This is a genomic window from Streptomyces sp. NPDC047002, from assembly GCF_040704505.1.
Taxonomy (GTDB): Bacteria; Actinomycetota; Actinomycetes; order Streptomycetales; family Streptomycetaceae; genus Streptomyces.
This window is the reverse complement of sequence record NZ_JBEYWC010000010.1, coordinates 1-25,328: the sequence shown is the minus strand read 5'-3', so window position 1 is coordinate 25,328 and position 25,328 is coordinate 1. Positions and strand designations below refer to the sequence as shown.

The 25,328-nt window shown below is 72.3% G+C and carries 26 protein-coding genes and 1 tRNA gene; 15 read left to right on the top strand and 12 right to left on the bottom strand.

The features are described 5' to 3' along the window. Window positions 1–2: 2 nt before the first annotated feature. From AB0910_RS12420 to AB0910_RS12390, 7 genes are all read left to right on the top strand, one after another. The gene (locus tag AB0910_RS12420) at window positions 3–470 is read left to right on the top strand and encodes a hypothetical protein (protein WP_366744515.1); all 468 of its coding nucleotides are present in this window, start codon (window positions 3–5) and stop codon (window positions 468–470) included. Between the two features lie 22 nt (window positions 471–492). After that, window positions 493–894 (top strand): hypothetical protein, encoded by a 402-nt coding sequence (locus AB0910_RS12415; RefSeq protein ID WP_366744514.1) that lies wholly within the window; start codon window positions 493–495, stop codon window positions 892–894. A gap of 81 nt (window positions 895–975) precedes the next feature. Continuing rightward, window positions 976–1,428, top strand: coding sequence for a hypothetical protein (locus tag AB0910_RS12410; RefSeq protein ID WP_366744513.1), 453 nt, complete (start codon window positions 976–978; stop codon window positions 1,426–1,428). A 104-nt stretch (window positions 1,429–1,532) separates the two neighbouring features. Then, window positions 1,533–2,405 (top strand): bifunctional DNA primase/polymerase, encoded by an 873-nt coding sequence (locus AB0910_RS12405; protein WP_366744512.1) that lies wholly within the window; start codon window positions 1,533–1,535, stop codon window positions 2,403–2,405. A 3-nt stretch (window positions 2,406–2,408) separates the two neighbouring features. Beyond that, window positions 2,409–3,884 (top strand): ATP-binding protein, encoded by a 1,476-nt coding sequence (locus tag AB0910_RS12400; RefSeq protein WP_366744511.1) that lies wholly within the window; start codon window positions 2,409–2,411, stop codon window positions 3,882–3,884. Between the two features lie 508 nt (window positions 3,885–4,392). Then, window positions 4,393–4,596: a helix-turn-helix domain-containing protein gene (locus AB0910_RS12395; RefSeq protein ID WP_366744510.1), complete on the top strand. Its 204-nt coding sequence runs from the start codon at window positions 4,393–4,395 to the stop codon at window positions 4,594–4,596. Between the two features lie 66 nt (window positions 4,597–4,662). Further along, window positions 4,663–6,060: a site-specific integrase gene (locus AB0910_RS12390; protein ID WP_366744509.1), complete on the top strand. Its 1,398-nt coding sequence runs from the start codon at window positions 4,663–4,665 to the stop codon at window positions 6,058–6,060. A 45-nt stretch (window positions 6,061–6,105) separates the two neighbouring features. Here AB0910_RS12390 and AB0910_RS12385 read toward each other — a convergent pair. Further along, window positions 6,106–6,179: transfer RNA gene (locus AB0910_RS12385), tRNA-Thr, on the bottom strand. A 128-nt stretch (window positions 6,180–6,307) separates the two neighbouring features. Between AB0910_RS12385 and AB0910_RS12380 the strand changes: the two genes are divergently transcribed. The 4 genes from AB0910_RS12380 (at window position 6,308) to AB0910_RS12365 (ending at window position 9,773) form a co-directional block, all read left to right on the top strand. Beyond that, window positions 6,308–6,910, top strand: a complete 603-nt coding sequence (locus tag AB0910_RS12380) for a PadR family transcriptional regulator (RefSeq protein ID WP_366744508.1) — start codon at window positions 6,308–6,310, stop codon at window positions 6,908–6,910. 217 nt (window positions 6,911–7,127) lie between these two features. After that, entirely contained in the window at window positions 7,128–8,252 is a 1,125-nt protein-coding gene (ugpC, locus tag AB0910_RS12375) for a sn-glycerol-3-phosphate ABC transporter ATP-binding protein UgpC (protein ID WP_366744507.1), read from the top strand. Window positions 8,253–8,514: 262 nt separating this feature from the next. Continuing rightward, on the top strand, window positions 8,515–8,934 hold the full coding sequence (locus tag AB0910_RS12370; protein WP_366744506.1) for a hypothetical protein: 420 nt from the start codon (window positions 8,515–8,517) through the stop codon (window positions 8,932–8,934). Between the two features lie 107 nt (window positions 8,935–9,041). Beyond that, window positions 9,042–9,773, top strand: a complete 732-nt coding sequence (locus AB0910_RS12365) for a nucleotidyltransferase family protein (RefSeq protein ID WP_366744505.1) — start codon at window positions 9,042–9,044, stop codon at window positions 9,771–9,773. Between the two features lie 187 nt (window positions 9,774–9,960). Here the strand turns inward: AB0910_RS12365 and AB0910_RS12360 are convergent, their stop codons facing one another. Then, window positions 9,961–11,796: a DoxX family protein gene (locus AB0910_RS12360; RefSeq protein ID WP_366744504.1), complete on the bottom strand. Its 1,836-nt coding sequence runs from the start codon at window positions 11,794–11,796 to the stop codon at window positions 9,961–9,963. Window positions 11,797–12,182: 386 nt separating this feature from the next. On the opposite strand from AB0910_RS12360, the gene AB0910_RS12355 reads away from it, so the two are divergent. From AB0910_RS12355 to AB0910_RS12345, 3 genes are all read left to right on the top strand, one after another. Continuing rightward, entirely contained in the window at window positions 12,183–13,022 is an 840-nt protein-coding gene (locus AB0910_RS12355; RefSeq protein WP_366744503.1) for a sulfotransferase, read from the top strand. Further along, entirely contained in the window at window positions 13,016–14,626 is a 1,611-nt protein-coding gene (locus AB0910_RS12350; protein WP_366744502.1) for a glycosyltransferase family 2 protein, read from the top strand. The genes AB0910_RS12355 and AB0910_RS12350 overlap by 7 nt, the downstream gene beginning before the upstream one ends. A gap of 611 nt (window positions 14,627–15,237) precedes the next feature. Further along, window positions 15,238–16,404 carry a S1 family peptidase gene (locus AB0910_RS12345; protein WP_366744501.1) on the top strand — a complete coding sequence of 389 codons (1,167 nt, stop codon included), beginning with the start codon at window positions 15,238–15,240 and terminating at the stop codon, window positions 16,402–16,404. Window positions 16,405–16,500: 96 nt separating this feature from the next. Here AB0910_RS12345 and AB0910_RS12340 read toward each other — a convergent pair whose 3' ends face one another. From AB0910_RS12340 to AB0910_RS12295, 10 genes are all read right to left on the bottom strand, one after another. Then, window positions 16,501–16,713, bottom strand: a complete 213-nt coding sequence (locus AB0910_RS12340) for a hypothetical protein (protein WP_366744500.1) — start codon at window positions 16,711–16,713, stop codon at window positions 16,501–16,503. Window positions 16,714–16,718: 5 nt separating this feature from the next. Then, window positions 16,719–16,892, bottom strand: a complete 174-nt coding sequence (locus AB0910_RS12335; protein WP_366744499.1) for a hypothetical protein — start codon at window positions 16,890–16,892, stop codon at window positions 16,719–16,721. Between the two features lie 114 nt (window positions 16,893–17,006). Beyond that, window positions 17,007–17,858, bottom strand: coding sequence for a helix-turn-helix transcriptional regulator (locus AB0910_RS12330; RefSeq protein ID WP_366744498.1), 852 nt, complete (start codon window positions 17,856–17,858; stop codon window positions 17,007–17,009). Window positions 17,859–17,873: 15 nt separating this feature from the next. Continuing rightward, the gene (locus AB0910_RS12325; protein ID WP_366744497.1) at window positions 17,874–18,392 is read right to left on the bottom strand and encodes a DUF6879 family protein; all 519 of its coding nucleotides are present in this window, start codon (window positions 18,390–18,392) and stop codon (window positions 17,874–17,876) included. After that, on the bottom strand, window positions 18,379–18,597 hold the full coding sequence (locus tag AB0910_RS12320) for a hypothetical protein (protein ID WP_366744496.1): 219 nt from the start codon (window positions 18,595–18,597) through the stop codon (window positions 18,379–18,381). The genes AB0910_RS12325 and AB0910_RS12320 overlap by 14 nt, the downstream gene beginning before the upstream one ends. A 107-nt stretch (window positions 18,598–18,704) precedes the next feature. Continuing rightward, window positions 18,705–19,658, bottom strand: a complete 954-nt coding sequence (gene rlmB / locus AB0910_RS12315; protein ID WP_366744495.1) for a 23S rRNA (guanosine(2251)-2'-O)-methyltransferase RlmB — start codon at window positions 19,656–19,658, stop codon at window positions 18,705–18,707. 172 nt (window positions 19,659–19,830) lie between these two features. Continuing rightward, a complete protein-coding gene (gene cysS, locus AB0910_RS12310) occupies window positions 19,831–21,231 on the bottom strand; it encodes a cysteine--tRNA ligase (protein WP_366744494.1) in 1,401 nt (466 codons plus the stop codon). A gap of 267 nt (window positions 21,232–21,498) precedes the next feature. After that, window positions 21,499–22,014, bottom strand: a complete 516-nt coding sequence (gene ispF / locus AB0910_RS12305; protein WP_366744493.1) for a 2-C-methyl-D-erythritol 2,4-cyclodiphosphate synthase — start codon at window positions 22,012–22,014, stop codon at window positions 21,499–21,501. Beyond that, window positions 22,004–22,750 carry a 2-C-methyl-D-erythritol 4-phosphate cytidylyltransferase gene (ispD, locus tag AB0910_RS12300; protein WP_366744492.1) on the bottom strand — a complete coding sequence of 249 codons (747 nt, stop codon included), beginning with the start codon at window positions 22,748–22,750 and terminating at the stop codon, window positions 22,004–22,006. The genes ispF and ispD overlap by 11 nt, the downstream gene beginning before the upstream one ends. 430 nt (window positions 22,751–23,180) lie before the next feature. Next, on the bottom strand, window positions 23,181–23,663 hold the full coding sequence (locus AB0910_RS12295) for a CarD family transcriptional regulator (RefSeq protein ID WP_003953493.1): 483 nt from the start codon (window positions 23,661–23,663) through the stop codon (window positions 23,181–23,183). A gap of 755 nt (window positions 23,664–24,418) precedes the next feature. Here AB0910_RS12295 and AB0910_RS12290 point away from each other — a divergent pair. After that, complete coding sequence (locus AB0910_RS12290) at window positions 24,419–25,102, top strand: DUF461 domain-containing protein (RefSeq protein ID WP_366744491.1); 684 nt, start codon at window positions 24,419–24,421, stop codon at window positions 25,100–25,102. Window positions 25,103–25,328: the final 226 nt, after the last annotated feature.

Here is a 25,328-nt window from a genome sequence, read left to right as displayed (position 1 = left end):
CCGTGAACCCCAACCCCCGCCCCCTGAGCGAGCAGGAAGCCGAACGCGAGGCCAGGCGCCTCCTCTACGACGCCTACCAGCCCGCGCCCGCACCGCCCACCGGCTACCGCGACGAAACGCCCGTGCCCGCCTACGGCGACACGGCCCCCGTCGCACAGCCGGGGCGGGCGCCCATGAGCCAGGGCGCCACCGACGCCAGCATGCTCATGCTCACCGGCGGCGCCGCCACCTCGATGGTCGGCGGTACGGCGGCCGTGGTCATGTACGTCTCCCAGTTCGCCAACCCCGCGGTCTGCGCGGTCGTCTTCGGCGCCCCGGCCGCGCTCGTACTTGCCCTCGCACGCCTCGCCCGGCGCGCCCGCCCCGCCCCCGACATCCACCAGCACTACCAGGGCCCCGTCTACCAGGACCAGCGCAACGTCCACACCACCACCCGCGGCGTGTGGGCCAAGACCCACAACCAGCCCTAACCCTCCGGCCACAGAGGACCTCATGACCCACAACACCACAGACCTCGCTCACTACCCCCGCCAGGCCGCTGAGGAGATCCGCGCGTTCAACCACGCCACCCTCCCCTTCCACCCGCGGTACGACGGCATCCGCTACCCGGGCACGGCCTACCGCGCCATCGGCGCCCTCAAAACCCTTGCCGAGCGGCTGCCCCAATCCTTCGACCAGACCAGCACGGCACTGGCCGAACTGCTCACCGCAGGGCACCTCACCGCCGACTACGCCACCCCCACCGAACACGTCGCAGCCACCCGCCACGCCCTGCGCGAGGCAGAGCAGCACGCAACCGCCCTCGCGGCATCCCTCAACCAAGCCCACAACGCATCCAGCCCACTCGGCTACCAGGGCCCCCTCGACAACACCGACGACGACCTCGACCTGTAGCTGGCTCCGGGGCGGGCACCGTCTCTCCGAGCCCGCGCACGCCCCGGCCCCCGCCCCTGCAAGAGACCAGGAGAACCCCCAGTGAGCAGCACTCTGCCCATGCCAGATGAGATCTGGATCGATCCGGACGACCGCGCCCTGTACATCGGGCTCGTCACCTTCGAGCCCCGGCGGGAAGCCCGCGTGGTCGTTGTCGAGCGGAGCAGCGACGACACCGAGTGGCAGCCCATCGGAGAGCCGTTCCAGGTCAGCCTGGACTGGCTGCAAAGCGCCTGCACCTACCAGCCGCCGCCCAAGCCGGTTGAACCGAGCGTCGCCCGGCTCACCGACGCCCTCGACACCCTGCTGAACGAGTACACGGCCACCGCGTCAGGCCAGACCCCGCCCACGCCCGAGCACGCACAGCGGCAAGCCGACAAGGTCCGCACGGCGCTCGATGCGGTCCTGGGAAGCCGGGAACGGGAGCGCCGCCGGCGATACAACGCCATGCAGGTCCAGCGTGCCCGCCAGCGCAACCGCCGCGGCCGCCGCTGACCCCACCCGCACACACGAGGGCGGCCCCCTCCGGCCAAGGACCGGGGGCCGCCCTCCTCCAGCACAACTCCACAGTGGATGAAGAGGAACCGGAGGACCCCAGCATGCCCCGACCCGGCCCCGCCCGGCGAGACCACCCCACCAGCCTCCTGCCCGCCGCCCTCGACCTCGCCGCCCGCGGCATCCCCGTACTGCCCCTACGGGCAGGCAAGGTCCCCTTCGCCAACTGCGCCACCTGCCGCAGCAACGCATGCGGCGGCCGGCCGACCATGAAGACCCCCGGCCCCTGCACCTGCCCCCTGCCCTGCCACGGATGGGCCGCCGCCACCACCAACCCCCACACCCTCACCGGACACCCGTGGTCCGCAGCATGGGCGCGAGCCCACGCGATCGCCTACCACCCCGGCGGCGCCAACCTCACGGTGGTCGACCTCGACAACGCCGACGCCATCCAGTGGGCCACCGGCGCCCTGCCCGCCACCCGGCGGGTGAGCACGACGCGCGGGGAGCACTGGATCTACCGCGGCACGATGCGCTCCCTCAACGCCGCCCGGCCCGGCGTCGACATCAAGTCGACCATGTCCTACGCCCGCTGGCTCACCACCGGCACCGGCACCGTGGCGGCCCTGCCGGACACGGTGCGCGCCCTGGCCGACAAGCAACCCGCCGCACCCCGGCCAGTGCCGTGCGCGGCCCGCGCGCCCGCGCCGGCCGCGGGCGGGCCGTGCCGCCACCGCACGCCCGCCTACCTCGAACGCGGCATCGCCATGGGCGAGCAGCGCATCACCCAGGCTCGCGCCGCGATCCACGCGACCGTCTACCGCACCTTCCTCACCGTGCTCTCCACCCACGGCCGGTGCGGCTGCCTCACCGACGCCCACGTCGCCCGGCTGTTCGCCGCGGCGCAGACCATGGGCGAATCCCCGCGGCACTGCACCGACGCCTGGATCAACGCCCGCACCCGGCTGGGGCTGTGACCCGTGGCCGACGACGACAAGAACCCCGCCCGCGAAGTCATCTCCGACTACGCCCGCGCGCACTTCCGCTACTTCCGCACAGCGGACGGCACCGTCTACGCACAGAAGAACCACCACCCCGTCGCCCGCCCCATCCGCTCCCAAGGCACCACCGGCAGCCACCGCCAAGAACTCATGGTCGGCCTGTACCGCGACGGATGCGGCGTCTTCAACGGAACCGCCCTCAAGGAGGCACTCGACTTGATCGAAGCACTCGCCCTCACCGAGGACGTACAACCCGTCCACATCCGAGTCGCCCCCGGCTACGACCGTGCCACCTGGCTCGACCTCGGCCGCGCAGACGGCCAGTCCGTACGCATCCACCCCACCGGATGGGACATCAGCGTCCCCGACCCCCGCGAAGTCTGCTGGCGACGCACCCAGCTCACCGGCGAACTGCCGCTGCCAGCCAAGGACACGGACGGCAAAGGCATCGACGCCCTGCTGCGCCTGTGCAACTTCGCCACCGCGGAGACCGAATGCCTCGCCATCGCCTGGCTCATCGGCTGCCTCGGACCCTCCGTACCCGTCCCGGCGCCCTTCCTGACCGGGCCGCAGGGCGCGGGCAAGTCGACCGGCGGCCGGATGCTCGTACGGATCATCGAAGGCATGACCGGCGACCTCCGCCGCGCCCCCAAGGACGAAGAGAACCTGATTGCCGCGGTCGCGGCCGGGTGGGTGACCGCGCTGGACAACCTCTCCCACATGACCCCGGACCTCTCCGACGCCATGTGCTGCATCGTCACCGGCGCCGAGAACGTCAAGCGCGCCCTGTTCACGGACGGGGATGTCTTCCGCGCCCGCTACCGACGCCCCCTCCTCCTCACCGGCATCGACGTCGGCGTCATCCGCCCCGACCTCGCCGAGCGGCTCCTCCCGCTGCGCCTGGAACGGCCCCGCATCCGGCGCACCGAGGCGGAACTGTGGTCGGAGTACGCGGAAGTACTGCCGGTCGTGCTCGGGTCGCTGCTCGACCTCACGGTCAAGGTCCGCGCCGCCGACGCGGAGACGCCGACCGATCTGCGGATGGCGGACTTCGCGCACCTGTGCGCGCAGCTCGACACCGCAACCGGCCTGGGAGCCCTCGCCGCCTACCGGGCCAGCCTCGACGACCTCAACGACGACGTGATCGAAGGCGACCTCCTCGCCCAGACCGTCCTGCGGCACGCCGAGACCATCGAGCCGGGCGAGGCACAGCGGATGACCTCCACGGAGTGGCTGAACTGCCTCAGCCGCCTCTACAGCGGCGACGAGCTACGCGCCCTGCCAAAGGGGTGGCCGACGACCGGGAAGGTCCTCTCCGACCGCCTCAAACGCCTCCAACCCACCCTCGCAGCCCGCGGCGTCCTCATCGACTCCGGCCGCACCATGGAAGGCCGCTACCTCGAAATGACCCGACCGAGCACCCCACCCCCACACGCGCAAGCACGCGCCTTCTGACCCTGCGCGGCAGCGGTCCCGCTGAACAAGCAAGAGGAGCACCCGGGCGCCCAAGGTGCTCCTCTTGCTGTTCGGCGGAACGCCGCCCAAAGTCGCGCCGCGCAGCGGCTCCGCTCTCCCGGCACTGAGCCGCACCGCCACTCCTACAAAGCCCCCTCTTTTGTCCTAAGAGGGAAGACGCTGCGTCATGTGCGTCATGCGAGCCGAAAAACGGCCCCTGACCTGCCGCAACAGGCATGACGCAGACAACGAGCGCTGCGTCATCCTGCGTCATCTGCGTCATGGACCCGCGTCACCGCATGACGCACATGACGCAGACCATGACGCACGCCCAAGCCCCTGCGTCATACGAAACCGCAGGCCACAACCCCGCATGACGCTGATGACGCACATGACGCAGAAATCCCCACCTCGGACAGGCGCGAGGCCCCAGCACCCCGACCAAGCCCCCGAAAATCCGAAGCCTGAGGGGCGCTGGCGCCCCGAGTGAAAGCGAGAGGAAGTCACGGTGACCACCGCCACCCCGCGCGTCGTACAGCTCCTCTACACCCCCAAGGAAGCCGCGGAAGCTCTCCGCATCGGGCGGTCGACCCTCTACGAACTGCTCGCCACCGGAGACGTGAAGTCCATCAAGATCGGGCGCTCACGCCGCATCCGGCACGACGACCTCGCGTCGTACGTCGCACGGCTCCACCACGAATCCGTCCACTGAACACCGCACAACCCCCGAAGGGGCGAGCCGGAGCGCTTCCGGCTCGCCCCTTCGCATGGAGGCACCGTGAGTCCCCGGAAACCCAACATGGAGTCGTCCATCTATCTCGGCAGCGATGGCTGGTGGCACGGCCGCGTGACGATGGGCGTGAAAAGCGACGGGAGCCCCGACCGGCGCCATCGCCGCGCCAAGTCCGAGCCCGAGATCAAGCGCAAGGTGAAGGAGCTGGAACGCCAGCGGGATCAGGGCCGTGCACCCGCGGCGGGCCGTAAGCCGACCGTCGAGGCGTGGATGGGGACCTACCTCACCGATATCGCGAGCCTGAAACTCAAGCCGCGCTCGCTCGATGACTACTGGTCGAAGACCCGAAACGACATCATCCCCGGCGTCGGAAAGCACCGCATCGACAAATTGCAGGCCGAACACCTGGAGCGGATGTACCGGGCCATGCTCGATGCCGGGCACGCGCCCTCGCACGTCGTGAAGGTGCACCGCATTCTGTCCCGCGCCCTGAAAATCGCCCACCGGCGCCGCATCATCGGTGAGAACGTCGCCACGCTCGTGGATCCGCCGAGCGTTGACGAGACCGAGGCCAACCCCTTCACCCAGGAAGAGGCCAAAGCCTTCCTCGAAGCCGCGGCGAAGCGCCCCACCCTCATGCGCTGGATTGTCGGGGTCGGCATGGGGTTCCGGCAGGGTGAGACGCTCGGTCTGCGCTGGGCGTACGTAGACCTGGAAGCCGAGCTGTTCCGGCCCGAATGGCAGCTCCAGCGGCTCACCTGGCGGCACGGCTGCGCCGATCCCCACGTCTGCGGCGGGCGCCTGCACCGCTTCGAGCCGTGCCCGCCGCATTGCACTGCGCACAAGGGCTACAAGCGCGGCTGCCCGAAGCCTTGCTCCAAGACCTGTACGAAGCACGCGAGCAGCTGCCCCCAGCGCAAAGAGGGCGGGCTCACCTTCACCCGGCCCAAGACCAAAAAGAGCCGCAACGCCGTGCCGATCCCACCCGTCTTCATCCCCTTCCTGATCGACCATAGAGCCCAGCAGGAAGCGATGCGGGAAGCGGCCGGGGAACTCTGGCAGGAACACGACGTCGTGTTCTGCCGACCGGACGGCCGCCCGCTGGACCCGCGCGCCGACTACGCGGAATTCAAAGAGCTACTCGAAGAGGCCGGGATCGATGACCGCCGCCTCTACGACGGGAGCCGCCACACCGCCGGCACGATCCTCAACGAGCTGGGCGTCGACATGCCCACGATCATGGAGATCCTCCGGCACACCCAGATCAGCCAGACCCGGCGCTACGTCAAGGGCCGATCCCACCTGTCCAAGGACGCCATGCGCCGCATGGGCGAGTTCTTCGTCCCCCCGTCGGCGCCCCCGGTCCAGGGCCCTACTGAGACCAGGACTGAGACCCCCGACACCCGCGCGGCCCGCTCCCAACGCCGCCGCCGCATCCGCTGAACCGAAAAGCCCAGCTCAGACACTGTCTGAGCTGGGCTTGGGGTGAGCCCCCTGTCGGATTCGAACCGACGACCTACGCATTACAAGTGCGTTGCTCTGGCCAGCTGAGCTAAGGAGGCAGTGCCGGGCGGAGGGGCGGGGCCCGGGCCGTGGCCGTTCCACTCTACACAGGCGCCCGAGGCCCTTACCACGGTCTTCGGGGCGGCCGCACCCCCGCCTGCGGCGGCGGGCGTGGCATCGTAGGCGCATGCTGACCCTGAGCATTCTCGGGTTCCTCGCCGAACAGCCCCTGCACGCGTACGAACTGCGCAACCGGATCTCCGGGCTGTCGGGCAACAGCCGGCCCGTCAGCGACGGGGCCCTGTACCCGGCGCTCGACCGGCTGCGCAGGGCGGGGTTCGTGGTGCGCGAGGAGGCGCCGGGCAGCGGGGCCGCGCGGCGGCAGGTGTTCACGCTGACCGAGAGCGGCCGGCAGGAGTTCCTGCGGCGGCTCGCCGCGCCCGCGCCCGTCGAGATCACCGACCGCGACTCGTTCATGATCCTGCTCGCCTTCCTCGGCAGGCTGCCCGACCCCGCGGCGCAACTGCGCATCCTGCGGCGGCGGTTGAGCTTCTACGACCGGCCGGCCAGTTACTTCTACGAGCACGGCAGGCCGCTGCGCGCTGACGAGATGACCGACAGGTTCAGACGCGGGATGCTCTCGACCGCCGCCGCGACGGCACACGCCGACGTCGAGTGGCTACGGTCCGTCATCGCGGAGCTGGAGGCCGAGACCGGGGTATGGGCCGAGGCCCGGCCGCAGCGGCGGCCCGTACGCCGCCCCGAGCAGGCACGCAGGCCCGCGGGCTGAGCGCGCGGGCGGCGCGGGGCGGGCGCGGGCAGGTAACACGGCGGAAAAAATCGGCGGTCCTCGACTACTGACAGATCACGAAACGCCGGGTACCGTCACCTCCAGTTCACCCAGGTGGACCAGACCTCTCCATCTCTCTTCCGCACACCCGCGGGGAGAGCCATTCCTTTACTCGGATCGTCCGGCACGTTCCTGCCGGTGAAGGGACACATCCGCCATGGCCACTGTCACGTTCGACAAGGCGACCCGCATATACCCGGGCGGCACCAAGCCCGCCGTGGATCAGCTCGAGATCGACATCGCGGACGGCGAGTTCCTCGTCCTCGTCGGCCCCTCCGGCTGTGGCAAGTCGACCTCCCTGCGCATGCTCGCGGGTCTTGAGGACGTCAACGACGGGGCGATCCGCATCGGCGAGCGCGACGTCACGCACCTGCCGCCGAAGGACCGGGACATCGCCATGGTGTTCCAGAACTACGCGCTCTACCCGCACATGTCCGTCGCCGACAACATGGGCTTCGCCCTGAAGATCGCCGGCGTGAACAAGACGGAGATCCGCGCGAAGGTCGAGGAGGCCGCGAAGATCCTCGACCTCAGCGAGTACCTCGACCGCAAGCCGAAGGCGCTCTCCGGCGGTCAGCGCCAGCGTGTCGCGATGGGCCGCGCCATCGTCCGCGAGCCGCAGGTCTTCCTCATGGACGAGCCGCTGTCGAACCTCGACGCCAAGCTGCGTGTCTCCACCCGTACGCAGATCGCGTCGCTCCAGCGCCGCCTCGGGATCACCACCGTCTACGTCACCCACGACCAGGTCGAGGCCATGACCATGGGCGACCGCGTCGCGGTCCTCAAGGACGGCCTCCTCCAGCAGGTCGACTCGCCGCGCAACATGTACGACCGCCCGGCCAACCTCTTCGTCGCCGGCTTCATCGGCTCCCCCGCGATGAACCTCATCGAGGTCCCGATCACGGACGGCGGTGTGAAGTTCGGCAACAGCGTCGTGCCGGTCAACCGCGACGCGCTCAAGGCCGCGGCCGACAAGGGCGACAAGACCGTGACCGTGGGCGTACGCCCCGAGCACTTCGACATCGGCGGCGGCGCCTCCGACACGAAGACGCTCACCAAGGACGCGGCGCCCGGCGTCGAGGTCACCGTCAACGTGGTCGAGGAGACCGGCGCCGACGCGTTCATCTTCGGCACCATCGAGGTGAACGGCGAGCGCAGGGACCTGGTCATCCGCGGCAACAGCCGCGCCGTCCCTGAGAAGGGCGCGACGCTGAACGTCGTCCCCCGCGCGGGCGAGGCCCACGTCTTCTCCACCTCCACGGGCGAGCGCCTCAGCGACTGACCCCGCTCGCGGCAGCCGTCACGCGGCCCCGCGCCCCTCACCGGGCGCGGGGCCGCGCGCGTACGCACCGGGGCCGCGCCGCGCACCACCCGGGCCGCCGCCCGGCACCCGCCACGCACCGCGGTCGAGGCGCCCACCCAAGTCGACAAATCGCCCACACAACCCCACCTCGTCAACACGCGATTCGAATAAACACGTCGAACCATCCCTCGCGTGGGTGACGAAATGTCGCCATATCACTACCGCCCGCTACGCTCGCTCCGTGAACCACTCAGCGCGGCGTATCGGCCGAACTCTCGCATTCGTACTGCCCGTCGTCCTGGTGCTCTCCGGGACCCTCGCGGTCGCCCGTGTCCCGTGGGCCTCCAGCCCCGAGACGCAGGCCCTGACGGCCTCCTCGGAGACCGCGTCGGCGCCCGCCACGTCGCGTACCCCGCAGGACGTCCTGCGCGACAAGCTCCTCGTCGAGCTCCAGGAGAAGGACCCGGGGATCGCCCTCACCCACCTCCAGCGCGAGGTCGAGGCGCGCCCCTCGCTCGCGAAGCACTGCATGGCGATCGCGCGGGCCCTCGGCCGCGCCGCGGTGCAGCACTACGGTCCCACGCGCGCGCAGTCGTTCTCGCGCCCGGTGTGCGACACGTCGTTCGCCTACGGGGTCTCCACGCAGGCCGCGGCCGGCTGACGCGGACGGGGCCCGCGCCCCGTCCGCCCGCACACCACTGCCCACGCCCCCGCCCGTCCCGCATCCTCGGCGGTGTTCGCCGCGCCGTCCCGCATAGGGTGCACGCCATGCATACGTTTCCGACGCAGGCGGTCGTGCTGGCGGGCGGCCAGGGGTCAAGGCTGCGCCCGTACACCGACGACCGGCCGAAGCCGATGGTCGAGATCCCCGGCACGGGGACCCCGATCATCGGTCACCAGCTGTCCTGGCTCGCCGCCGAGGGCGTGACGGACGCCGTCGTGTCCTGCGGCCACCTCGCCGAAGTCCTGCAGGAGTGGCTGGAGTCCGCGGCGGACGAGCTGCCGCTGCGGGTCACAACCGTGGTCGAGTCCGAGCCGCTCGGCCGCGGCGGCGGCCTGAAGCACGCGGCGGCCCACCTGCCCGCGCCGGACGCGCCCTGGTACGCCACCAACGGCGACATCTGGACGCGGTTCTCGCTGCGCGAGATGGCCGACTTCCACACCGAGCGCGACGCCACCGCGACGCTCGCTCTGGCCCGGCCCAGGATCCCCTGGGGAGCCGTGGAGACCGACGAGTTCGGGCATGTCCTCGACTTCATCGAGGCCCCGCCTTCGCCGTATCTGATCAACGCCGGTGTGTACGTGTTCTCCGCGGACTTCACCGCGCTGCTGCCCGACCGCGGCGACCACGAACGCACCACTTTCCCCCGCCTGGCGCGCGAACGGCGCCTGGCGGGCTTTCCGTTGCCGCAGGGCGCGTACTGGCGCGCCATCGACACGGCGAAGGACCTCACGCAGGCGGCGAAGGAACTCGCGGCGGGGACCACGCTCCCCGCGTGACCCGGGCCGGCCGGACGCCGCGTTCCCTGCGCCCGGCACCTGGCACCTGGCACCGGCAACCGGCTCCGCCCCCGGCCGCACTGCGCGCCGCCGCGCACAGCAGCGGGCCCCGGCACCATCCGTGTGCCGGGGCCCGCGCCCGCCTCAAGAGCACCGGGGGCTCAACCCCCTGCCGTCTTCCGCCCGTTCAGCCGAGCAGCCCGCCGATCGGGTTGCCGCCGCCGGAGGACGAGCCGCCCGACGAGTCGCCGTTCTCCGCGCCCCCGGAGGAGGACGAACCGCCGGAGGACGAGGACGAGGAGCCCGCGCTCGCCGAACCACTGGTGGACGGCGCGACGTTCTGGCCGCCCACGGCGGGCGGCGCCTGCTGCTGGGTGGTGCCGGAGGACGCCTGGCCGCCGCCCTGGCTCTGGGTGGGCGCGCCGCCCTGGGTGGCGGACGAACCGGTGCCGCCGCTCGTGCCGCCGCCGGCGCCGGGGGTGCCGGGAGCCGACTGCGTGCCTGCGGTCGGGGTGTGCGAGTGGCCCGTCGAGGGCTCGCCGGTGTGCGTGCCGTCCTCGCCCTGCGCCCGCGCGCCCGGCGTGCCCGAACTGGTGCGGCTCGCCGAGTTCTGCGGCAGTGGCTCGCCCGGCAGTTGGTTGACCGGGTCGTGGTTGGGGCCCGGCACGGTCACGACGCCCGACGAGCGGACGGCGCCGCCGAGTACGGAGCCCACGAGCAGGGTCACGCCGATGACGATGCTCGCCACGACCACGCCCCGCCGCAGCACGTAGCGCCGCAGGTCGAGCAGGCTGGAGCGGGGGCCGAGCTTGCGCCAGGCGTCGCTGGCGAGCTTGCCGTCGACGGAGTAGACGGGGGCGCCCGCGATGATCAGCGGCGACCAGGCGGCCAGGTAGATGATGTCCGGCGCGTCGTACGCGGGGACGGTCTTCCAGCTCACCGTGACCAGCAGCGCGGCCGAGAGCAGCGCACCCAGGGAGGCGGCGACGCGCTGCCAGAGGCCGAGCGCCGTCAGCACGCCCGCGACGATCTGGAGGAACGCCACGCTCAGCCCCGCGCCCACCGGGTGGGCGAGCGCGAAGTCGCGCAGCGGCTCGGCGAGGGCCCACGGGTGCAGCGAGGTCAGCCACTTGACCATCGAGCCGCGCTCGCCGCCGTCGAAGTAGACGGGGTCGCACAGCTTGCCCATGCCCGCGTAGACGGAGATGAGGCCGAGGAAGACGCGCAGCGGGAGCAGCACCACGCCGAGATTCATCCTGCGGCCGGGGAAGTACGCGTGGCGCACCGCCGCCTCGGCCGCCGCGCTGCGCGCCCGGGGGTGCGCGCCGGTCTGCTCGGGGTCGTCGTCGTCCGGGGTGAGGTCGTAGGCGTCCTCGCGGCCGTACGCGGTGTCGTACGGGTCGTCCGCGTAGGCCTCCCTCGCGTACGTGTCGCCGTCGCCCCCGCCGTAACCGGCGCCCCGCGGCGGGGTGTCGTACGCGCCGACGGCCTGGCGCATGGGCGGCAGCAGCGGCGCCTCGGTGCCGCGCCCGCCGCCTGCGGCCGGCGCCTGGACGGTGGCGTCCTGGTCGACGCCGACGCGCGGGATGACCTGCGTGGCACCGGCGTCGTACGCACCGGTGTCGTAGGAGCCCGTGTCGTAGGCGCCGTTGTCGTAGCCGCGCACGGCGGGGGCCGCGAGCGCGGTGGTGCCCGCGCCGGAGTCGCGCACGGCCTGGAGGAGCCCGCTCGCCGCGGGGTCGCCCGGCTGCGACCTGCCGCTCCAGACCACGGGCGCCCTGCGGCGCGCGGTGTTCGCGTCGCGTACCGCGGGGATGCGCGCGGTGTCCGCGACGCCCGCCCCGGCCGCCGCCGCCCGCTGCGCGGCAGCGCGGCGGGGCGCCGGGCGGCTGGGCGTCGCGAGCTTCACGCGGAAGCTCGCGTGGTTCACGATGACCTGCGCGGGGTCGCTGTCCACCTTGAGCGTGCTCAGCGGCGGCTGTTCGTCGAACCCGGACCGGGGCGTTCTGGTGTCCACACTCATCTAACCGAGTGACCTGTGGTTAGGACACTGCCTTGACAAGCGGGAAGTGTCCGAGACCCGTCAAGATCATTTCCGTACGGCGCGCACGCGCCGTCCGTCCGGCCGCGGGCACAGCCCCCGCACAGCGAGGGGTTTTCGCGCGCATCGGTTGCCCGCGGCCCCGCGTTCTCACGCGATTCTCATGTCGCGGCCCGGCGTACGTGAGGCCGCTCTCAGAAAGGCCGCCTAGAAATCCCGTGGGGCCCGGGGGCGTTCGGGCGGCCGCCGGGCCCCGGTAGGGCCCGGGCGGCCGCCGGGCCCCGGTAGGGCCGGGTGTACGGCGCCCGACCGCACTCCCGCCCGCGCGAAGGACCCCTCTCACCGTCTCCACGAAGGATGTGCGCGCCATGCCTGCCAGCCCCACCGGAATGCGGGCCGTAGCCCGCAGGGCCCGCCGGAGACTCGGCAGGGTGCGGGCGCGGGTCACGGGCCGCGCGCGGGCGGCCGCGCCCGCGCCCAAGGGCCTGCGGCTGGTGCCGTCGCCGGTGTTCGTGCTGTCGTCCGTACGGTCGGGCTCCACGCTGCTGCGCGTCGTCCTCAACAGCCACCCCAGGATCCGCGCCCCGCACGAGATGCACCTGCGGACCCTGGAGGTCCGGCAGACCAAGCCGTACACGGAGAAGGCGATGCGGCAGCTCGGCCTCGACGGCGCCGAGCTAGAACACCTCCTGTGGGACCGGGTGCTCCACCGCGAGCTCGCGCACAGCGGCAAGGAGCTGATCGTCGACAAGACCCCCGGCAACGCCCTGGTCTGGGAGCGGCTGCGCGAGGCGTGGCCGGACGCGCGCTACCTGTTCCTGCTGCGCCACCCCGCCTCGATGGTCAGCTCGCTGATGAACGGGCGGCCCGACCGCGACCCCGCCGCGACCGTCGCCGAGGTCAAGCGGTACGTGGACGCCGTCGACGAGGCGCGCGGCGCGCTCCCGGGGCTCACCGTGCGCTACGAGGACCTGACCGAGCGGCCCGTCGACACGACCCGGGAGATCTGCGCGTTCCTCGGAGTGGAGTGGGATGCGAGCATGCTGGAGTACGGGAAACAGGAACACGGCCCGTTCCAGGCGTACATCGGCGACTGGAGCGACAACATCAAATCGGGCAGCATCCAGCAGGCGCGTGAACTGCCCGGTCCCGACGAGGTGCCGGATTCCTTGAGGGAGGTCACGCGCCGCTGGGGATACGCATGTTGAACGACACGGACAGACCCGCCGCCACCGACCACGACCAGGCGGACGGCGCGCGGGAGCAGTCGGACGGCGCACCGGCCGGGGCCGGGGGCGCCGCGCCGCGGGTGAAGGTCTCGGTGGTGGTCCCGGTCTACAACCCGGGCCCCGCGATCGACGGGCTCGTCGCCTCGCTGCTGCGGCAGACGATGCCGGCGGGCGAGTGGGAGGCGGTCTTCGTCGACGACGGGTCGACCGACGGCACCGGCGCCCGCCTCGACACGCTCGCCGCCGAGCACCCCGGGTGCATCAGGGTCGAGCACATCCCGAACTCGGGCTGGCCGTCCCGCCCGCGCAACATCGGCATCGAGCGGGCGCGCGGCGAGTACGTGCAGTTCGCCGACCACGACGACTGGCTGGGCGACGAGGCGCTGCACCGCCTGTACGCGTACGCGCGGGAGAACGGCGCCGACGTCGTCATCGGGAAGATGGCGGGACGCGGCCGGGGCGTGCCGCGCGAGCTGTTCCGCCGCAACCGCCCCGACGCGAAGCTGGCGAAGGACCCGCTGATCGACAGCCTCACCCCGCACAAGATGTTCCGGCGGCGGTTCCTGCTCGACGCGGGGCTGCGCTTCCCCGAGGGCAAACGCCGCCTGGAGGACCACGTGTTCGTGACGGCCGCGTACTTCGCGGCCGCGCGGATCTCCGTGCTCTCCGACTACGTGTGCTACTTCCACGTCGCGCTGGGCGACGCGTCCAACGCGGGCTTCCGGCGCTTCGATCCGGCGGGCTACTTCGGCAACCTGCGCGAGGCGCTGGACATCGTGGACGCGCACACCGAGCCCGGCGCCTTCCGCGACCGGCTGCACCGCAGGTGGCTGCGGGTGGAGATGGTCGGCAGGCTCGCCTCCGCGCGGCACCTGGCCGCGCCCGAGGACTGGCGCAGGGACTTCTTCTGCGAGGTGCGCTCCGTGCTGGTCGAGCGCTTCGCGCCGGGCGTCGCCGCGGGTCTGCCCGCGCCGCAGCGCGCCCTCGCCGCGCTCGTCGAGGCGGACCGCTTCGACGCCGTACGGCAGCTCGCGCTCTGGCAGTCGGGCGTACGGGCGAGGGCCTCGGCGCGGGTGACGGACGCGTCGGAGATCACCGTGGAGGGCGAGCTGACGGCGCCGGGCGGCACACCGCTGACGTTCCGCACGGTGGACGGCAAGGACGTGCTCGCGCCGCCCGTCGACGGCATCCCCGCGCCGGCGCTCGACGTCACCGACCGGGTGAAGACCGCGCGCATGGACCTGGTGGCGCGGCGGCGCGGGGGCGGCGGCGAGGAGTTCTTCGTGCCGGGCGAGACCACCGTGACCCGCGCACCGGCGGGTGACGGCACCTTCGCGCTGCGCTACCGCACGGTCGCGAAGCTCGCGCCCGACACCCTCAACTCCGGCCGCAACGCGGGCCGCTGGGAACTCAAGGCGCGCATCGCCAGCTGCGGCTGGCAGCAGGAGACCGAGCTGCGGGTCTCCCTGACCATCGCGACCGACGGCGCACCGCCGGTCCTCAGGAAGGGCACGGCGGCTCCCCTGCTGACCCGCCTCAAGCGCCGCGCCCGCCGCCTGACGGGCGGCGGCAGCAGCACGTAGCACCGCCCCGCCGCTGGGCCCCTGCGAGACCGGGGTCCAGCGTGGCGGGGCACACGGCCGCGTCTTCGCACAGGCACCCCGCGGCCGGGACCGTGCGGGAAACGGCCGCGGCTGCCTGCGCGAAACGGCTGGCCGGCCAGGTGTTTGCGGAGCCCGTCGCCGCGGTCACCGCCGTGCCGGCCCACCTCGGCACACGGTGGGCCGTCACGTGCGGGCCGCCCCAGCGCAGTTCGAATGCGGGGGCCGGCCCGTCGGCCCGCGGCTTCGCCCTCTCCCCGTCCACGCCCCGGCCGGCGTTCTCGGCCATGTCTCCGTCCCCAGGGCGCCGGCCACCCGCTTCGGGCGGCTCTCCACCCGACCCCGGGCGCGGTGGGCCGGCGCGCGCACCCTGGCGCACTCTCCCCGACCTGCGCGGAGTTCGCGGCCAACCGGTCGGTACGGGGAGTCGAGGGCGCGGGCCCGACCGGGCAGCCCCGTGCCCGCTTCCCGCCGCGGTATGGACCAAGTCCCGGCCCTTGGCTACCCTCGCCGTCAAGTTGCTCTGCATAAAGGGCACTTGGGCATCATCTGTGCCACCCCCGCCAACCGGAACACAGAAGGGCCGTCCCCCCATGAGACGTTCCACCCGGATACGTACCGGCCTCACCGCGCTCCTGCTCACCGGGGCGTTCGCCGCGGCGGGCGCCGCGCCTGCCGCGCAGGCCGCGCCCGCCCCCGCCCAGAAGACGGCGAAGGCGCCGGCCTCCGCAGGACTGATCGCCGCGATGCGCAAGGACCTCGGGCTCTCCGAGGCCGGGGCCAAGGCCCGCCTCGCCGCCGACAAGAAGGCCACCGCGGTCGCGGGCAAGGCGCGCGGCGCCGCGGGCCCGGCGTACGGCGGCTCCTGGATCGACGCGCACACCGGCGCCCTGACCGTGGCCGTCACCACGAAGAAGAAGGCAGCGGCGGTCCGCGCGACCGGCGCCGCCGTCAAGCTGGTGCGGCACAGCGCACGTCAGCTGGACGCCGCCAAGTCCCGCATCGACAAGCTCTCGACCGCCGCCCCCGCGGGCGTCAGCAGCTGGCGGGTCGATCCCGAGACCAACCAGGTTGTCGTGGACGTCGTCGCAGGCCGACAGGGTGACAACGATGTCCGAAGCTTTGTGTCGCGCGCCCGCGCCGCCGGTCCCGTCGCCGTGGACCAGGTCGCGGCCAGGCCCCGCACCACGGCAGCGGGCACGGTCGGCGGCGACCCCTGGTACACCGGCAACGTCCGCTGCTCCATCGGCTTCTCCGTCAACGGCGGCTTCGTCACCGCGGGCCACTGCGGCTCGCCCGGCGGCTCGGTGACCGGCTGGGACGGCTCGTACATCGGCAACATCCAGGGCTCGACGTTCCCCGGCAACGACTACGCATGGGTCAACGTCGGCAGCGGCTGGTGGACCGTGCCGGTCGTCCTCGGCTGGGGCACGGTCTCCGACCAGCTCGTACGCGGCTCCGCCGTGGCGCCCGTCGGCTCCGCGATCTGCCGCTCCGGCTCCACCTCGCACTGGCACTGCGGCACCGTCCAGGCCACCAACGTCACCGTCAACTACGCCCAGGGCGCGGTCTACTCGATGACCCAGACCAGCGTCTGTGTCGAGGCGGGCGACTCCGGCGGCGCCTACATCAGCGGCGACCAGGCCCAGGGCGTCACCTCGGGCGGCTCCGGCAACTGCACCAGCGGCGGCACGTCGTTCTTCCAGCCCATCAACCCGATCCTCAGCCACTACGGCCTGACCCTCCAGACCTCGGCCTGACCCCGCCCCCCGGGGACCTCAGCCCCGGAACGGCCCCGCCGCAAGCACCACACCCCCTGCGGCGGGGCCGCACCTGACTCCGGCTCCCGGACTCCCCTACCGCGAGCCGCCGTTGTCCCCACCCGCGGGCTGCGGGGTGCGCGGCGCCTCCGGCGGCATCGGCCCGCCGTCGTGCTTGCCGCCGTCCGCACCGGCGGCCGCGCCGCCACGGCCGGCGGGCACCGGGGGCAGGCGGAACGGCACACCGCGCCACCCCCACCCGTCGGGCACACGGCTCTCGAAGGTCTCCACCTGCGTCGGAACCGTCATACGGCTCAACTCCCCTGCTCCTGCCTGCGGCTGCGATGGCGGCGGGGTTCGGCGTCGCAGTCCGCGGCCGCGCCCGAGTCCCCGGCGCGCCGTGCGGCAGCGCGCTGCTTCACCAGCGCCGCGCACACATCACACCCGGGCCGGGCCACGAGCCGCCCACCCGATGTCGTCTCCGCCATGCCCACCACTCTGGGAGCGGGCAGCGAGCGCCCACCACGCATGTGCGCGTGCTTGCACGACGCCCCCCGAACGCGCCCTCACCACGCACGAACCCGCGCCGCGCCCGACCCGGATCACCCGCCGTCGAGCGCGCCGATCGCCGCGGTGACGAGCGCGCGGGCGCGGGGGCCGTAGACGGCGAGGTTCGCGAGCGCCGCGAACGTCCGCGCGTAGAGGACGATTTCGCGGGGCTGCTCGATGGTGACCTCCGCAGTCACCAACTCGACCACCACACGCTCGTCGTCGAAGATCCAGAAGCCCTCGACCGGCCACATGGGGCGCGCCACATCTGCGGGGACGACCCCGAGACTGACCCTGGGGTGGGCCATCGCGCCCAGCAGATGACCCAGTTGGGCCGCCATCGCCTCGTCGGGTGCCACCCGCGCCCGCAAGGCCGACTCCTCCACAAGGATCGCGAACGTGCGGTGGCCGTCGCCCAGCACACGCTGGCGTTCGATGCGGGCCGCCACTGCCTCGTCGGTGTCGTCCGGGATTCCCTGGAACGCGATGATCGAGCCCATCAATGCCCGCGCGTAGGAGGGCGTTTGCAGAATGCCGGGCACCACGCCCGGCTCGTAGACCCGGAAGCGCCGGGTGCGTTCGTACAGGGGGACGGCGGCCCGCTGCACCTGCCGCAACCCGGCCGCGCTCTGCCGCCGCCACTCGACGTACATGCCCTCTATGCCGCGAGCGGTCGCTGTCAGGTCCGGGATCTGGTCACGGGCGCCGCACACTGCCGCCCAGACCCTGATGTCCTCGTCGGACGGCGGCGTCCTGCCGTGTTCGAGCCGCGAGCACTTCGACTCGTGCCACCCGGCGCGCCGCGCCACCTCGCGCGCGGTCAGGCCCGCGTCCTTCCGGATCTCCCGCAGGCGCAGGCCAAGGGCCCGACGCGCCTGCTGAACGCTGGAGACCGGAGAGGACACGGGCCGCGGAGCCTGTCAGATGATCTCGTACTCAGCGTGCGGGATCGCCCGGTCCCACACCGACTCGAACGCAGTGGAACACAGCTTGGCGACCTCCGGGTCGGTGGTGAACTCGTCGTGCTCCTCGGCGAACTCGCCGTCGCCGGCGAAGTGGAGGAACTGTACGAGACGGCCGTCGAACAGCCAGAAGTCATTGCCCGGCAGCGCCAGGTCGGACGCCTTCCGCCGGGGCAGCCACCGCACCTGTTCGCCGCCCGCGATGTTGCCGGGCGTGAAGTAGTGCTCGTAGCGGATGTAGTCGCTCACCGGCTCGGAGACGATCCTGGCCCGCCGGACCTCGACGCCCCGCCCGGTCGTCTCCTTCATCAGCCCCACCCACGACCGCATGTCCGGGTCCTGCACCGGGTCGATCCGCTCACCACGCTGCCAGGCGGCGAACCCCGGGTCCGAGGTCATATAGCCGTCGCGCATCTCCAGATGCAGCGCGGACACCTGCGCCGCACGGAACAGCCGCTCGAAGTCAGGCTCCGCCACGGCGCACCTCCGGAAAGAACTGCATCATGCGCCGGGGAAACTCGATCACCGTTTCGTGCGCGGGAATGTCCAGTTGGCCCAGCCGGTCGGCGTCAGCCACCTTCCAGCCCTGCAAGAGGTAGTTGCCCGTCACGTCGTCGTAGTAGGCGGTGGGCGAACCGCCGTTCTTGCTCTCCGGATCCTTCCCCAGCCTGTGTAAAGCCACAGCCACTCCTCCATCGAACCCGATGTGTGCGTTGCCGTGATCATGTTTGCGGAGCAGACCCCGTCGCCGCCAGGAACGTGCGCGGACTTGCGCGCGTGCGGTGGGCGTCAGGCGCGGCGGCGGGCGGTTTCGTAGAGGACGATGCCGGTGGCCACGCCGGCGTTGAGGGACTCGGCGCCGCCCGGCATGGGGATGCGGACGCGGAGGTCGCAGGTCTCGCCGACCAGGCGGGAGAGGCCCTTGCCCTCGCTGCCCATGACGATGGCCAACGGGCCGTCGAGCGCGGCCACTTCGGTGATGTCGAGGTCGCCGTCCGCGGCGAGGCCGATGACCGTGAGGCCGGCCTTCTTGTACGACTCCAGGGTCCTGGTGAGGTTCGTGCAGCGCGCGACGGGCGTGCGGGCCGCGGTGCCCGCCGACGACTTCCACGCGCCCGCGTTCATGCCGGCGGCGCGCCGCTCGGGCACCACCACGCCGTGTCCGCCGAACGCCGAGACGGAGCGCACGATCGCGCCCAGGTTGCGGGGGTCCGTGACGCCGTCGAGCGCGACGATCAGCGGGTCCTCGCCCTCGTCGGCCGCGGCCGCCACCAGGTCGTCGGGGTGGGCGTACTCGTACGCGGGGATCTGGAGGACGAGACCCTGGTGGTTCAGCCCGCCCGTGAGCCGGTCGAGCTCGGGCTTGGGCGCCTCCATCAGGTGGATGCCGCCGCGGTCGGCCGCCAGCTTGAGCGCGTCGCGCACGCGGTCGTCGTTGTCGATGTACTGCTGCACGTACAGCTGCGTGGCCGGGACGCCGTCGCGCAGCGCCTCGAAGACCGGGTTGCGGCCGACGACCATGTCCGTCGAGCCCTTGCCGCCGCGCCGCGCGCGCTGCGGGCGGGCCGCCTGCTGGCGGGCCTTGGCATTGGCGATGCGGTTCTTCACATGGCCCTTGCGGGCGGACGCGGGCGGCGTGGGCCCCTTGCCTTCGAGGCCGCGGCGCCGATTGCCGCCGCTGCCGACCTGCGCGCCCTTCTTCCCTGACGCGCGTCGGTTCCTGGGCTGGCTGTTCCCGGCCATGGTGTGTGTGCCTACCTGATTCGTGGGTTGTGGTGCGCGCACCGACCTGGTGCCCGTACCAGAGTACGCAGCCGCGCGGCGCGGCGCCCAACCCCGTACGAAACCCCTGGCAGGGGCCGTACGGGGCGCAGCAGAACACGCCCTGAGCGGCGGCGGGTGGGGCGGCCGGGGCTCAGCGCGCGCCGAGGGTCCAGCGCGGGCCCGAAGGGCTGTCCTCGATGACGAGGCCCGACTGCTGGAGCTGGTCGCGGATCCCGTCAGCGGTCGCCCAGTCCTTGCGGGCGCGCGCCGCCTCCCGCTGGTCGAGCACGAGCCGTACGAGGGTGTCGACCGCGCCGTGCAGGTCGGCGCCCCGGTCGCTCTCCTCGGCCCACTGCGGGTCGAGCGGGTCGAGGCCGAGGACGCCGAGCATGGCCCGCACCTCGGCGAGCCTGGCGACCGCGGCCTCCTTGTCGTCGGCGGCGAGCGCCGAGTTGCCCTGCCTGACCGTGGTGTGGACGACGGCGAGCGCGCCCGGCACGCCCAGGTCGTCGTCCATCGCGGCGGCGAACGCGGGCGGCACCTCGGCTGCCGGCTCGACGGCGCCGCCCGCCTTCTCCACGACCCGCTGCACGAACCCCTCGATGCGCGCGAACGCGGACTCCGCCTCGCGGAGCGCCTCCTCGCTGTACTCGATCATCGAGCGGTAGTGCGGGGTGCCCAGGTAGTAGCGGAGCACGATGGGCCGCCAGCGCCTGACCATCTCGGAGACGAGGACGCTGTTGCCGAGCGACTTCGACATCTTCTCGCCGCTCATGGTGACCCAGGCGTTGTGCAGCCAGTACCGCGCGAAGCCGTCGCCGTACGCCTTGGCCTGGGCGATCTCGTTCTCGTGGTGCGGGAAGATCAGGTCGAGGCCGCCGCCGTGGATGTCGAAGACGGGCCCCAGGTACTTGTGGGCCATCGCCGAGCACTCCAGGTGCCAGCCGGGCCTGCCGCGGCCCCAGGGCGTGTCCCAGCTGGGCTCGCCCGGCTTGCCGGCCTTCCACAGCGCGAAGTCGCGGGGGTCGCGCTTGCCGGTCTCGCCCTCGCCCGAGGGCTGGCGCAGGTCGTCCAGATCCTGGTTGGACAGCTCCAGGTAGTCGGGGAAGGACCGCACGTCGAAGTAGACGTTGCCGTCGGCCGCGTAGGCGTTGCCGTTGTCGATCAGGACCCGCATCATCTCGGTCATCTCCGGGATGTGGCCCGTCGCGCGCGGCTCGTAGGTGGGCGGGAGGCAGCCGAGGGCGTCGTAACCCGCGTTGAACGCGCGCTCGTTGGCGTATCCGATGGCCCACCAGGGGCGGCCCTGGTCCACCGACTTCTGGATGATCTTGTCGTCGATGTCGGTGACGTTGCGCACGAACGTCACGTCGTAGCCCCGGTACTCGAACCAGCGGCGCAGGATGTCGAAGTCGAGGCCCGACCTGATGTGCCCGATGTGGGGCGCGGCCTGCACGGTGGCACCGCACAGGTAGATCGAGACGCAGCCCGGCGTGAGCGGGGTGAAGTCACGGATCTGCCGGGCGCCGGTGTCGTACAGCCGAATAGTCACGGGTTCAGGGTAATGCGCGGGGGGCTGTGCCCGGTGCCCGACGGACCCACGGACACCGCTCCGTGACCGGCCCGCGCCCCGCACCACCGCGCCCGCGCCCGGCACCCGGGCATGCGCCCCAGTCGGGCGCCGGGCCCGCGCCCGCGCACCACCGTGCCGGGCGCCGCGCCCGCGCCGGCCGCGTCCGGTACGGGCACCGCCCCGGGCCGCCGGCCGCCCGGTTCACTCGTACGGTCACGGCCGTACGAACCCGCCAGGGCGCGGGGCTCAGGGCGTCGGGACGACCAGTGCCGTGGCGATCGCGGCGAGGCCCTCGTCGCGGCCGGTGAAGCCGAGGGCGTCCGAGGTCGCCGCGGAGACGGCGACCGGGGCGCCCGCGGCCTCGCTGAGGACCTTCTGGGCCTCGTCGCGGCGCTTGCCGATCTTCGGGCGGGAGCCGACGACCTGGACCGCGACATTGCCGATGGTGAAGCCCGCCTCGCGCACGATGCGCGCGGCCTCCGTCAGCAGGGAGAGGCCGGAAGCACCGGACCACTCGGGCCTGCCGGTGCCGAAGTGGGCGCCGAGGTCGCCGAGGCCCGCAGCGGAGAAGAGTGCGTTGCACGCGGCGTGCGCGACGACGTCCGCGTCGGAGTGGCCGGCGAGGCCGGGGCCCTCGCCCTCCCACAGCAGGCCCGCGCACCACAGCTCGCGGCCCTCTTCGAACGCGTGGATGTCGGTGCCGATACCGACCCGCGGCAGCACCACAGGACCGCGGCCGCCGCCGGATTCCTCAGAACTCATCGTTCGCCCGCCTCCTGGCGAGTACGGCCTCCGCCAGGACGAGGTCGAGCGGCCTCGTCACCTTGAACGCCTCCTCGTGGCCCGGCACCACCACCACGGGCGAGCCGAGCCGCTCCACCATGCCCGCGCAGTCCGTCGCGCCCTCGCCCACCGAGCCCACGGTGTCGTGGGCGAGCTGGAGCACCCCGCGCTCGAAGCCCTGCGGGGTCTGCACCGCCCGCAGCGTCGAGCGGTCGGGCGTGGCGACGACGGGCTCGGGCTCCCCGCCGCCGCGCGGCTCGACCTGCTTGACCGTGTCCGCGAGCGGCAGCGCGGGCACGACGGCCTGCGCGCCGGAGCGTACGGCCCCGACGACCGCGTCCACCGTGTCGACGGGGACGAGCGGGCGGGCCGCGTCGTGCACGAGGACCGTGGTGATGGTGTCGGGCAGCGCCTTCAGGCCGAGCGCGACGGACTCCTGGCGGGTCTCGCCGCCCGGCACGACGACGTAGTCGGTGCGCTCGGGCAGGACATGCGCGTCGAGCAGCTTCCTGACCTCGGGCGCGCCGTCCGGGGGCGCGACGACCACGACCAGTTCGACGGCGCGTGACGCGGCCATCGCACGGACGGCGTGGACGAGCATGGGGGCGCCGCCCAGCGCGCGGAGCGCTTTGGGGGCGCCTGGGCCGAGCCGCACGCCACGTCCCGCGGCCGGGATCACGGCCGCTGTGCGGTGCGGGCTGGCTTCGTCTGACATCGGGTGAACTCCGGCAGGTTTGTATCCGCGCCCGACCTGGGTATGGCCTGAACGTGCCGGGCGCGACGCCTTGACCGGACCCTTCCGTGACCATGGTCAAGAGGTGCCGCGCCAGCTTTGTGCCGTACGGCAGTCAGGCTCCATACGGCGGTCAGGCCGGGGGACGGGGGATGTACACCGGGCGACGGACAGAATTCGGGTGTACGGACATGCCGCGGCGCCCGCCGACACGAAGGGGGCGGCGCACGCACCGGTCAGTGACGACCCCCTCCGAGGAATCCGAGGAGGCGGTCACTGACGGCACCGTGCGCCACCGGACCTTCGGTCACCGGGCACCACGACACATACTGCGAGCACTACGTGCGATGTTCCGTCCCAGTCGTCCGCGCATGACGCGCACGCCGGCGGGCAGACGGCACCGCATGGGGATTCAGGACGCGAGAACCTCGTCGAGCAGGGCCTCGGCCTTGTCTTCGTTGGTGTTTTCCGCGAGGGCGAGTTCACTCACCAGGATCTGGCGCGCCTTGGCGAGCATGCGCTTCTCGCCGGCGGAGAGCCCACGCTCCCGCTCCCTGCGCCACAGGTCACGCACGACTTCGGCGACCTTGATGACGTCGCCGGAGGCGAGCTTCTCAAGATTTGCCTTGTAGCGCCGGGACCAGTTCGTCGGTTCCTCTGCGTACGGTGCCCTGAGCACCTCGAAGACCCGGTCCAGTCCGTCCTGACCGACCACATCGCGCACTCCGACGAACTCCGCATTGTCCGCCGGTACGCGCACCGTCAAGTCGCCCTGGGCGACCTTGAGCACCAAGTAGGTCTTGTCCACGCCTTTGATCTGGCGAGTTTCGATGGCCTCGATCAGCGCGGCCCCGTGATGGGGATAGACCACGGTGTCGCCAACCTTGAACGTCATGTGACAGGTACCCCTTCCGTGGCTATCCAGGGTAACACGAGAATGCCCTCTTCTGAATGGCGTTTTCGCAGGTCAGGCCGCATCTCGGGGCTTGACAACAGCCATGCGGACGTGCTGCACCCGGCCTCCGGAAGGGGGTATCCGCAGGTCACCGGCGCTGCGGCGGCGCACGGAAACATGCTCGACACGCGCCACTCAACCCTCCCCAAACCGGCCGAACATCCGCATTTGTCGGTTTCGTGACGCCAAAATTTCCACACTCCGTTCGGTTTCCGATGATCCATCCGAGTGGGAAACCGGGCGGATGCGGACTGAAACGGAGATCACATCCGGCCACTCTGCGGCGGGTGTGCGGGGAGTGGCGGGAGGGGCTCGCCAAGGGAGCGGCGGATCGTGCCGTACTCACCTGCGCCGGGGCGTTGCCGCGGAATTCCGACCACCCGGCCGTCCGCCGATATTCACAGGAAAGGCGCGGCAGAATGCGGGCCCGCCCCGGAAATGGATCACCCGGATTATGTGAACGGCATGCGAAACCCCGCGGTCGGCGGCGGGAACCCACCCCTGGGCGCGCATCGGGGCGGGTCGGGTGCGGGGCCGCGACAACGGGTCGGTAACCTATGGCCGCTGAGGCAGCTTTAGCCCGCGTTCAGGCATGAGCACGGGCCCGCAAGGACCCGGCACGCACGCCGAAGCGCAGCACAGCCGAACACCGCACGTCCACCACCCTCCCGTACGTCCAAGGAGATGCCGCCGCCGTGAGCAGCAGCCTTCGACGCGGCGCTCTCGCCGCGACTGCCCTTGTCCTCCCCCTCGCCACGCTGGCCGCGTGCGGCGCGGGCGGCACCGCGCAGACCGACGAGGTGAAGCCGGACAGCGCCGCCACCTCGGTGGGCGACATCAAGGTCCAGAACGTCACGGTGGTGACGCAGCCGCAGCAGGACGCCTCCGGCCCCGCGGCCGTGACCGGCAAGGTCTTCAACAACGGCAGCAGCGCGCAGACGCTCCAGTCGATCAAGCTGCCGGGCACAGGCGCCACGGTGCAGCTGAAGCCCGCCAAGGGCGCGGGCCCGCTGACCGTGCCCGCCCAGGGCGCCGTGACGTTCGGCGGCAAGGGCAACGCGTCCGCGCTGATCCAGAAGGGCCTGCCTGGCTCCCGCAACGGCGACGCCGAGCAGGTCGTCTTCACCCTCAGCAAGACCGGCGACATCGGCGTGCGCGCCCTCGTCGTGCCTGCCACCAGCTACTTCGACCGGGTCGCGCCGACCGGGGCCCCGACGCAGAGCGCCCCGGCCTCGCCGTCCGGCTCCTCCTCCCCCTCGGGCTCCACCAGCCCGTCCGGGTCGCCGGCCGGCTCCCCCTCGGGCGCGGCCTCCGGGTCGCCGTCGGGCGCGGCGTCCGGCGCGGCCGCGGGTACAGGCGGCGGCGCGATCACCGGCTGACACGGCAGCGGGCCGCTCGGGCCCCGTGTACGACGTGAGGGAGGCGCCCCCGGTGCGGCAACCTCGGCCTGGTCGAGCGCCAGCTCGGCGTCATCGAGTCGCGTGAGGAGCGCGAGCAGGACCCCCAGCGCCTCCCCACGCTCTACAAGCTCGACCACAAGGCCACGGTCATGCGCACGCACACCGAGAACCTGCAGGTAAAGGCCCAGAACAAGCAGACCCGCCC

Bases quoted from the DNA above. Each gene is read 5' to 3' on its own strand.
- AB0910_RS12415 (WP_366744514.1), top strand. From the start codon at position 493: ATGACCCACAACACCACAGACCTCGCTCACTACCCCCGCCAGGCCGCT.
- AB0910_RS12405 (WP_366744512.1), top strand. From the start codon at position 1,533: ATGCCCCGACCCGGCCCCGCCCGGCGAGACCACCCCACCAGCCTCCTG.
- AB0910_RS12380 (WP_366744508.1), top strand. From the start codon at position 6,308: ATGCTGACCCTGAGCATTCTCGGGTTCCTCGCCGAACAGCCCCTGCAC.
- ugpC (WP_366744507.1), top strand. From the start codon at position 7,128: ATGGCCACTGTCACGTTCGACAAGGCGACCCGCATATACCCGGGCGGC.
- AB0910_RS12365 (WP_366744505.1), top strand. From the start codon at position 9,042: ATGCATACGTTTCCGACGCAGGCGGTCGTGCTGGCGGGCGGCCAGGGG.
- AB0910_RS12360 (WP_366744504.1), bottom strand. From the start codon at position 11,796: ATGAGTGTGGACACCAGAACGCCCCGGTCCGGGTTCGACGAACAGCCG.
- AB0910_RS12355 (WP_366744503.1), top strand. From the start codon at position 12,183: ATGCCTGCCAGCCCCACCGGAATGCGGGCCGTAGCCCGCAGGGCCCGC.
- AB0910_RS12350 (WP_366744502.1), top strand. From the start codon at position 13,016: ATGTTGAACGACACGGACAGACCCGCCGCCACCGACCACGACCAGGCG.
- AB0910_RS12345 (WP_366744501.1), top strand. From the start codon at position 15,238: ATGAGACGTTCCACCCGGATACGTACCGGCCTCACCGCGCTCCTGCTC.
- AB0910_RS12340 (WP_366744500.1), bottom strand. From the start codon at position 16,713: ATGACGGTTCCGACGCAGGTGGAGACCTTCGAGAGCCGTGTGCCCGAC.
- AB0910_RS12335 (WP_366744499.1), bottom strand. From the start codon at position 16,892: ATGGCGGAGACGACATCGGGTGGGCGGCTCGTGGCCCGGCCCGGGTGT.
- rlmB (WP_366744495.1), bottom strand. From the start codon at position 19,658: ATGGCCGGGAACAGCCAGCCCAGGAACCGACGCGCGTCAGGGAAGAAG.
- ispF (WP_366744493.1), bottom strand. From the start codon at position 22,014: ATGAGTTCTGAGGAATCCGGCGGCGGCCGCGGTCCTGTGGTGCTGCCG.
- ispD (WP_366744492.1), bottom strand. From the start codon at position 22,750: ATGTCAGACGAAGCCAGCCCGCACCGCACAGCGGCCGTGATCCCGGCC.
- AB0910_RS12295 (WP_003953493.1), bottom strand. From the start codon at position 23,663: ATGACGTTCAAGGTTGGCGACACCGTGGTCTATCCCCATCACGGGGCC.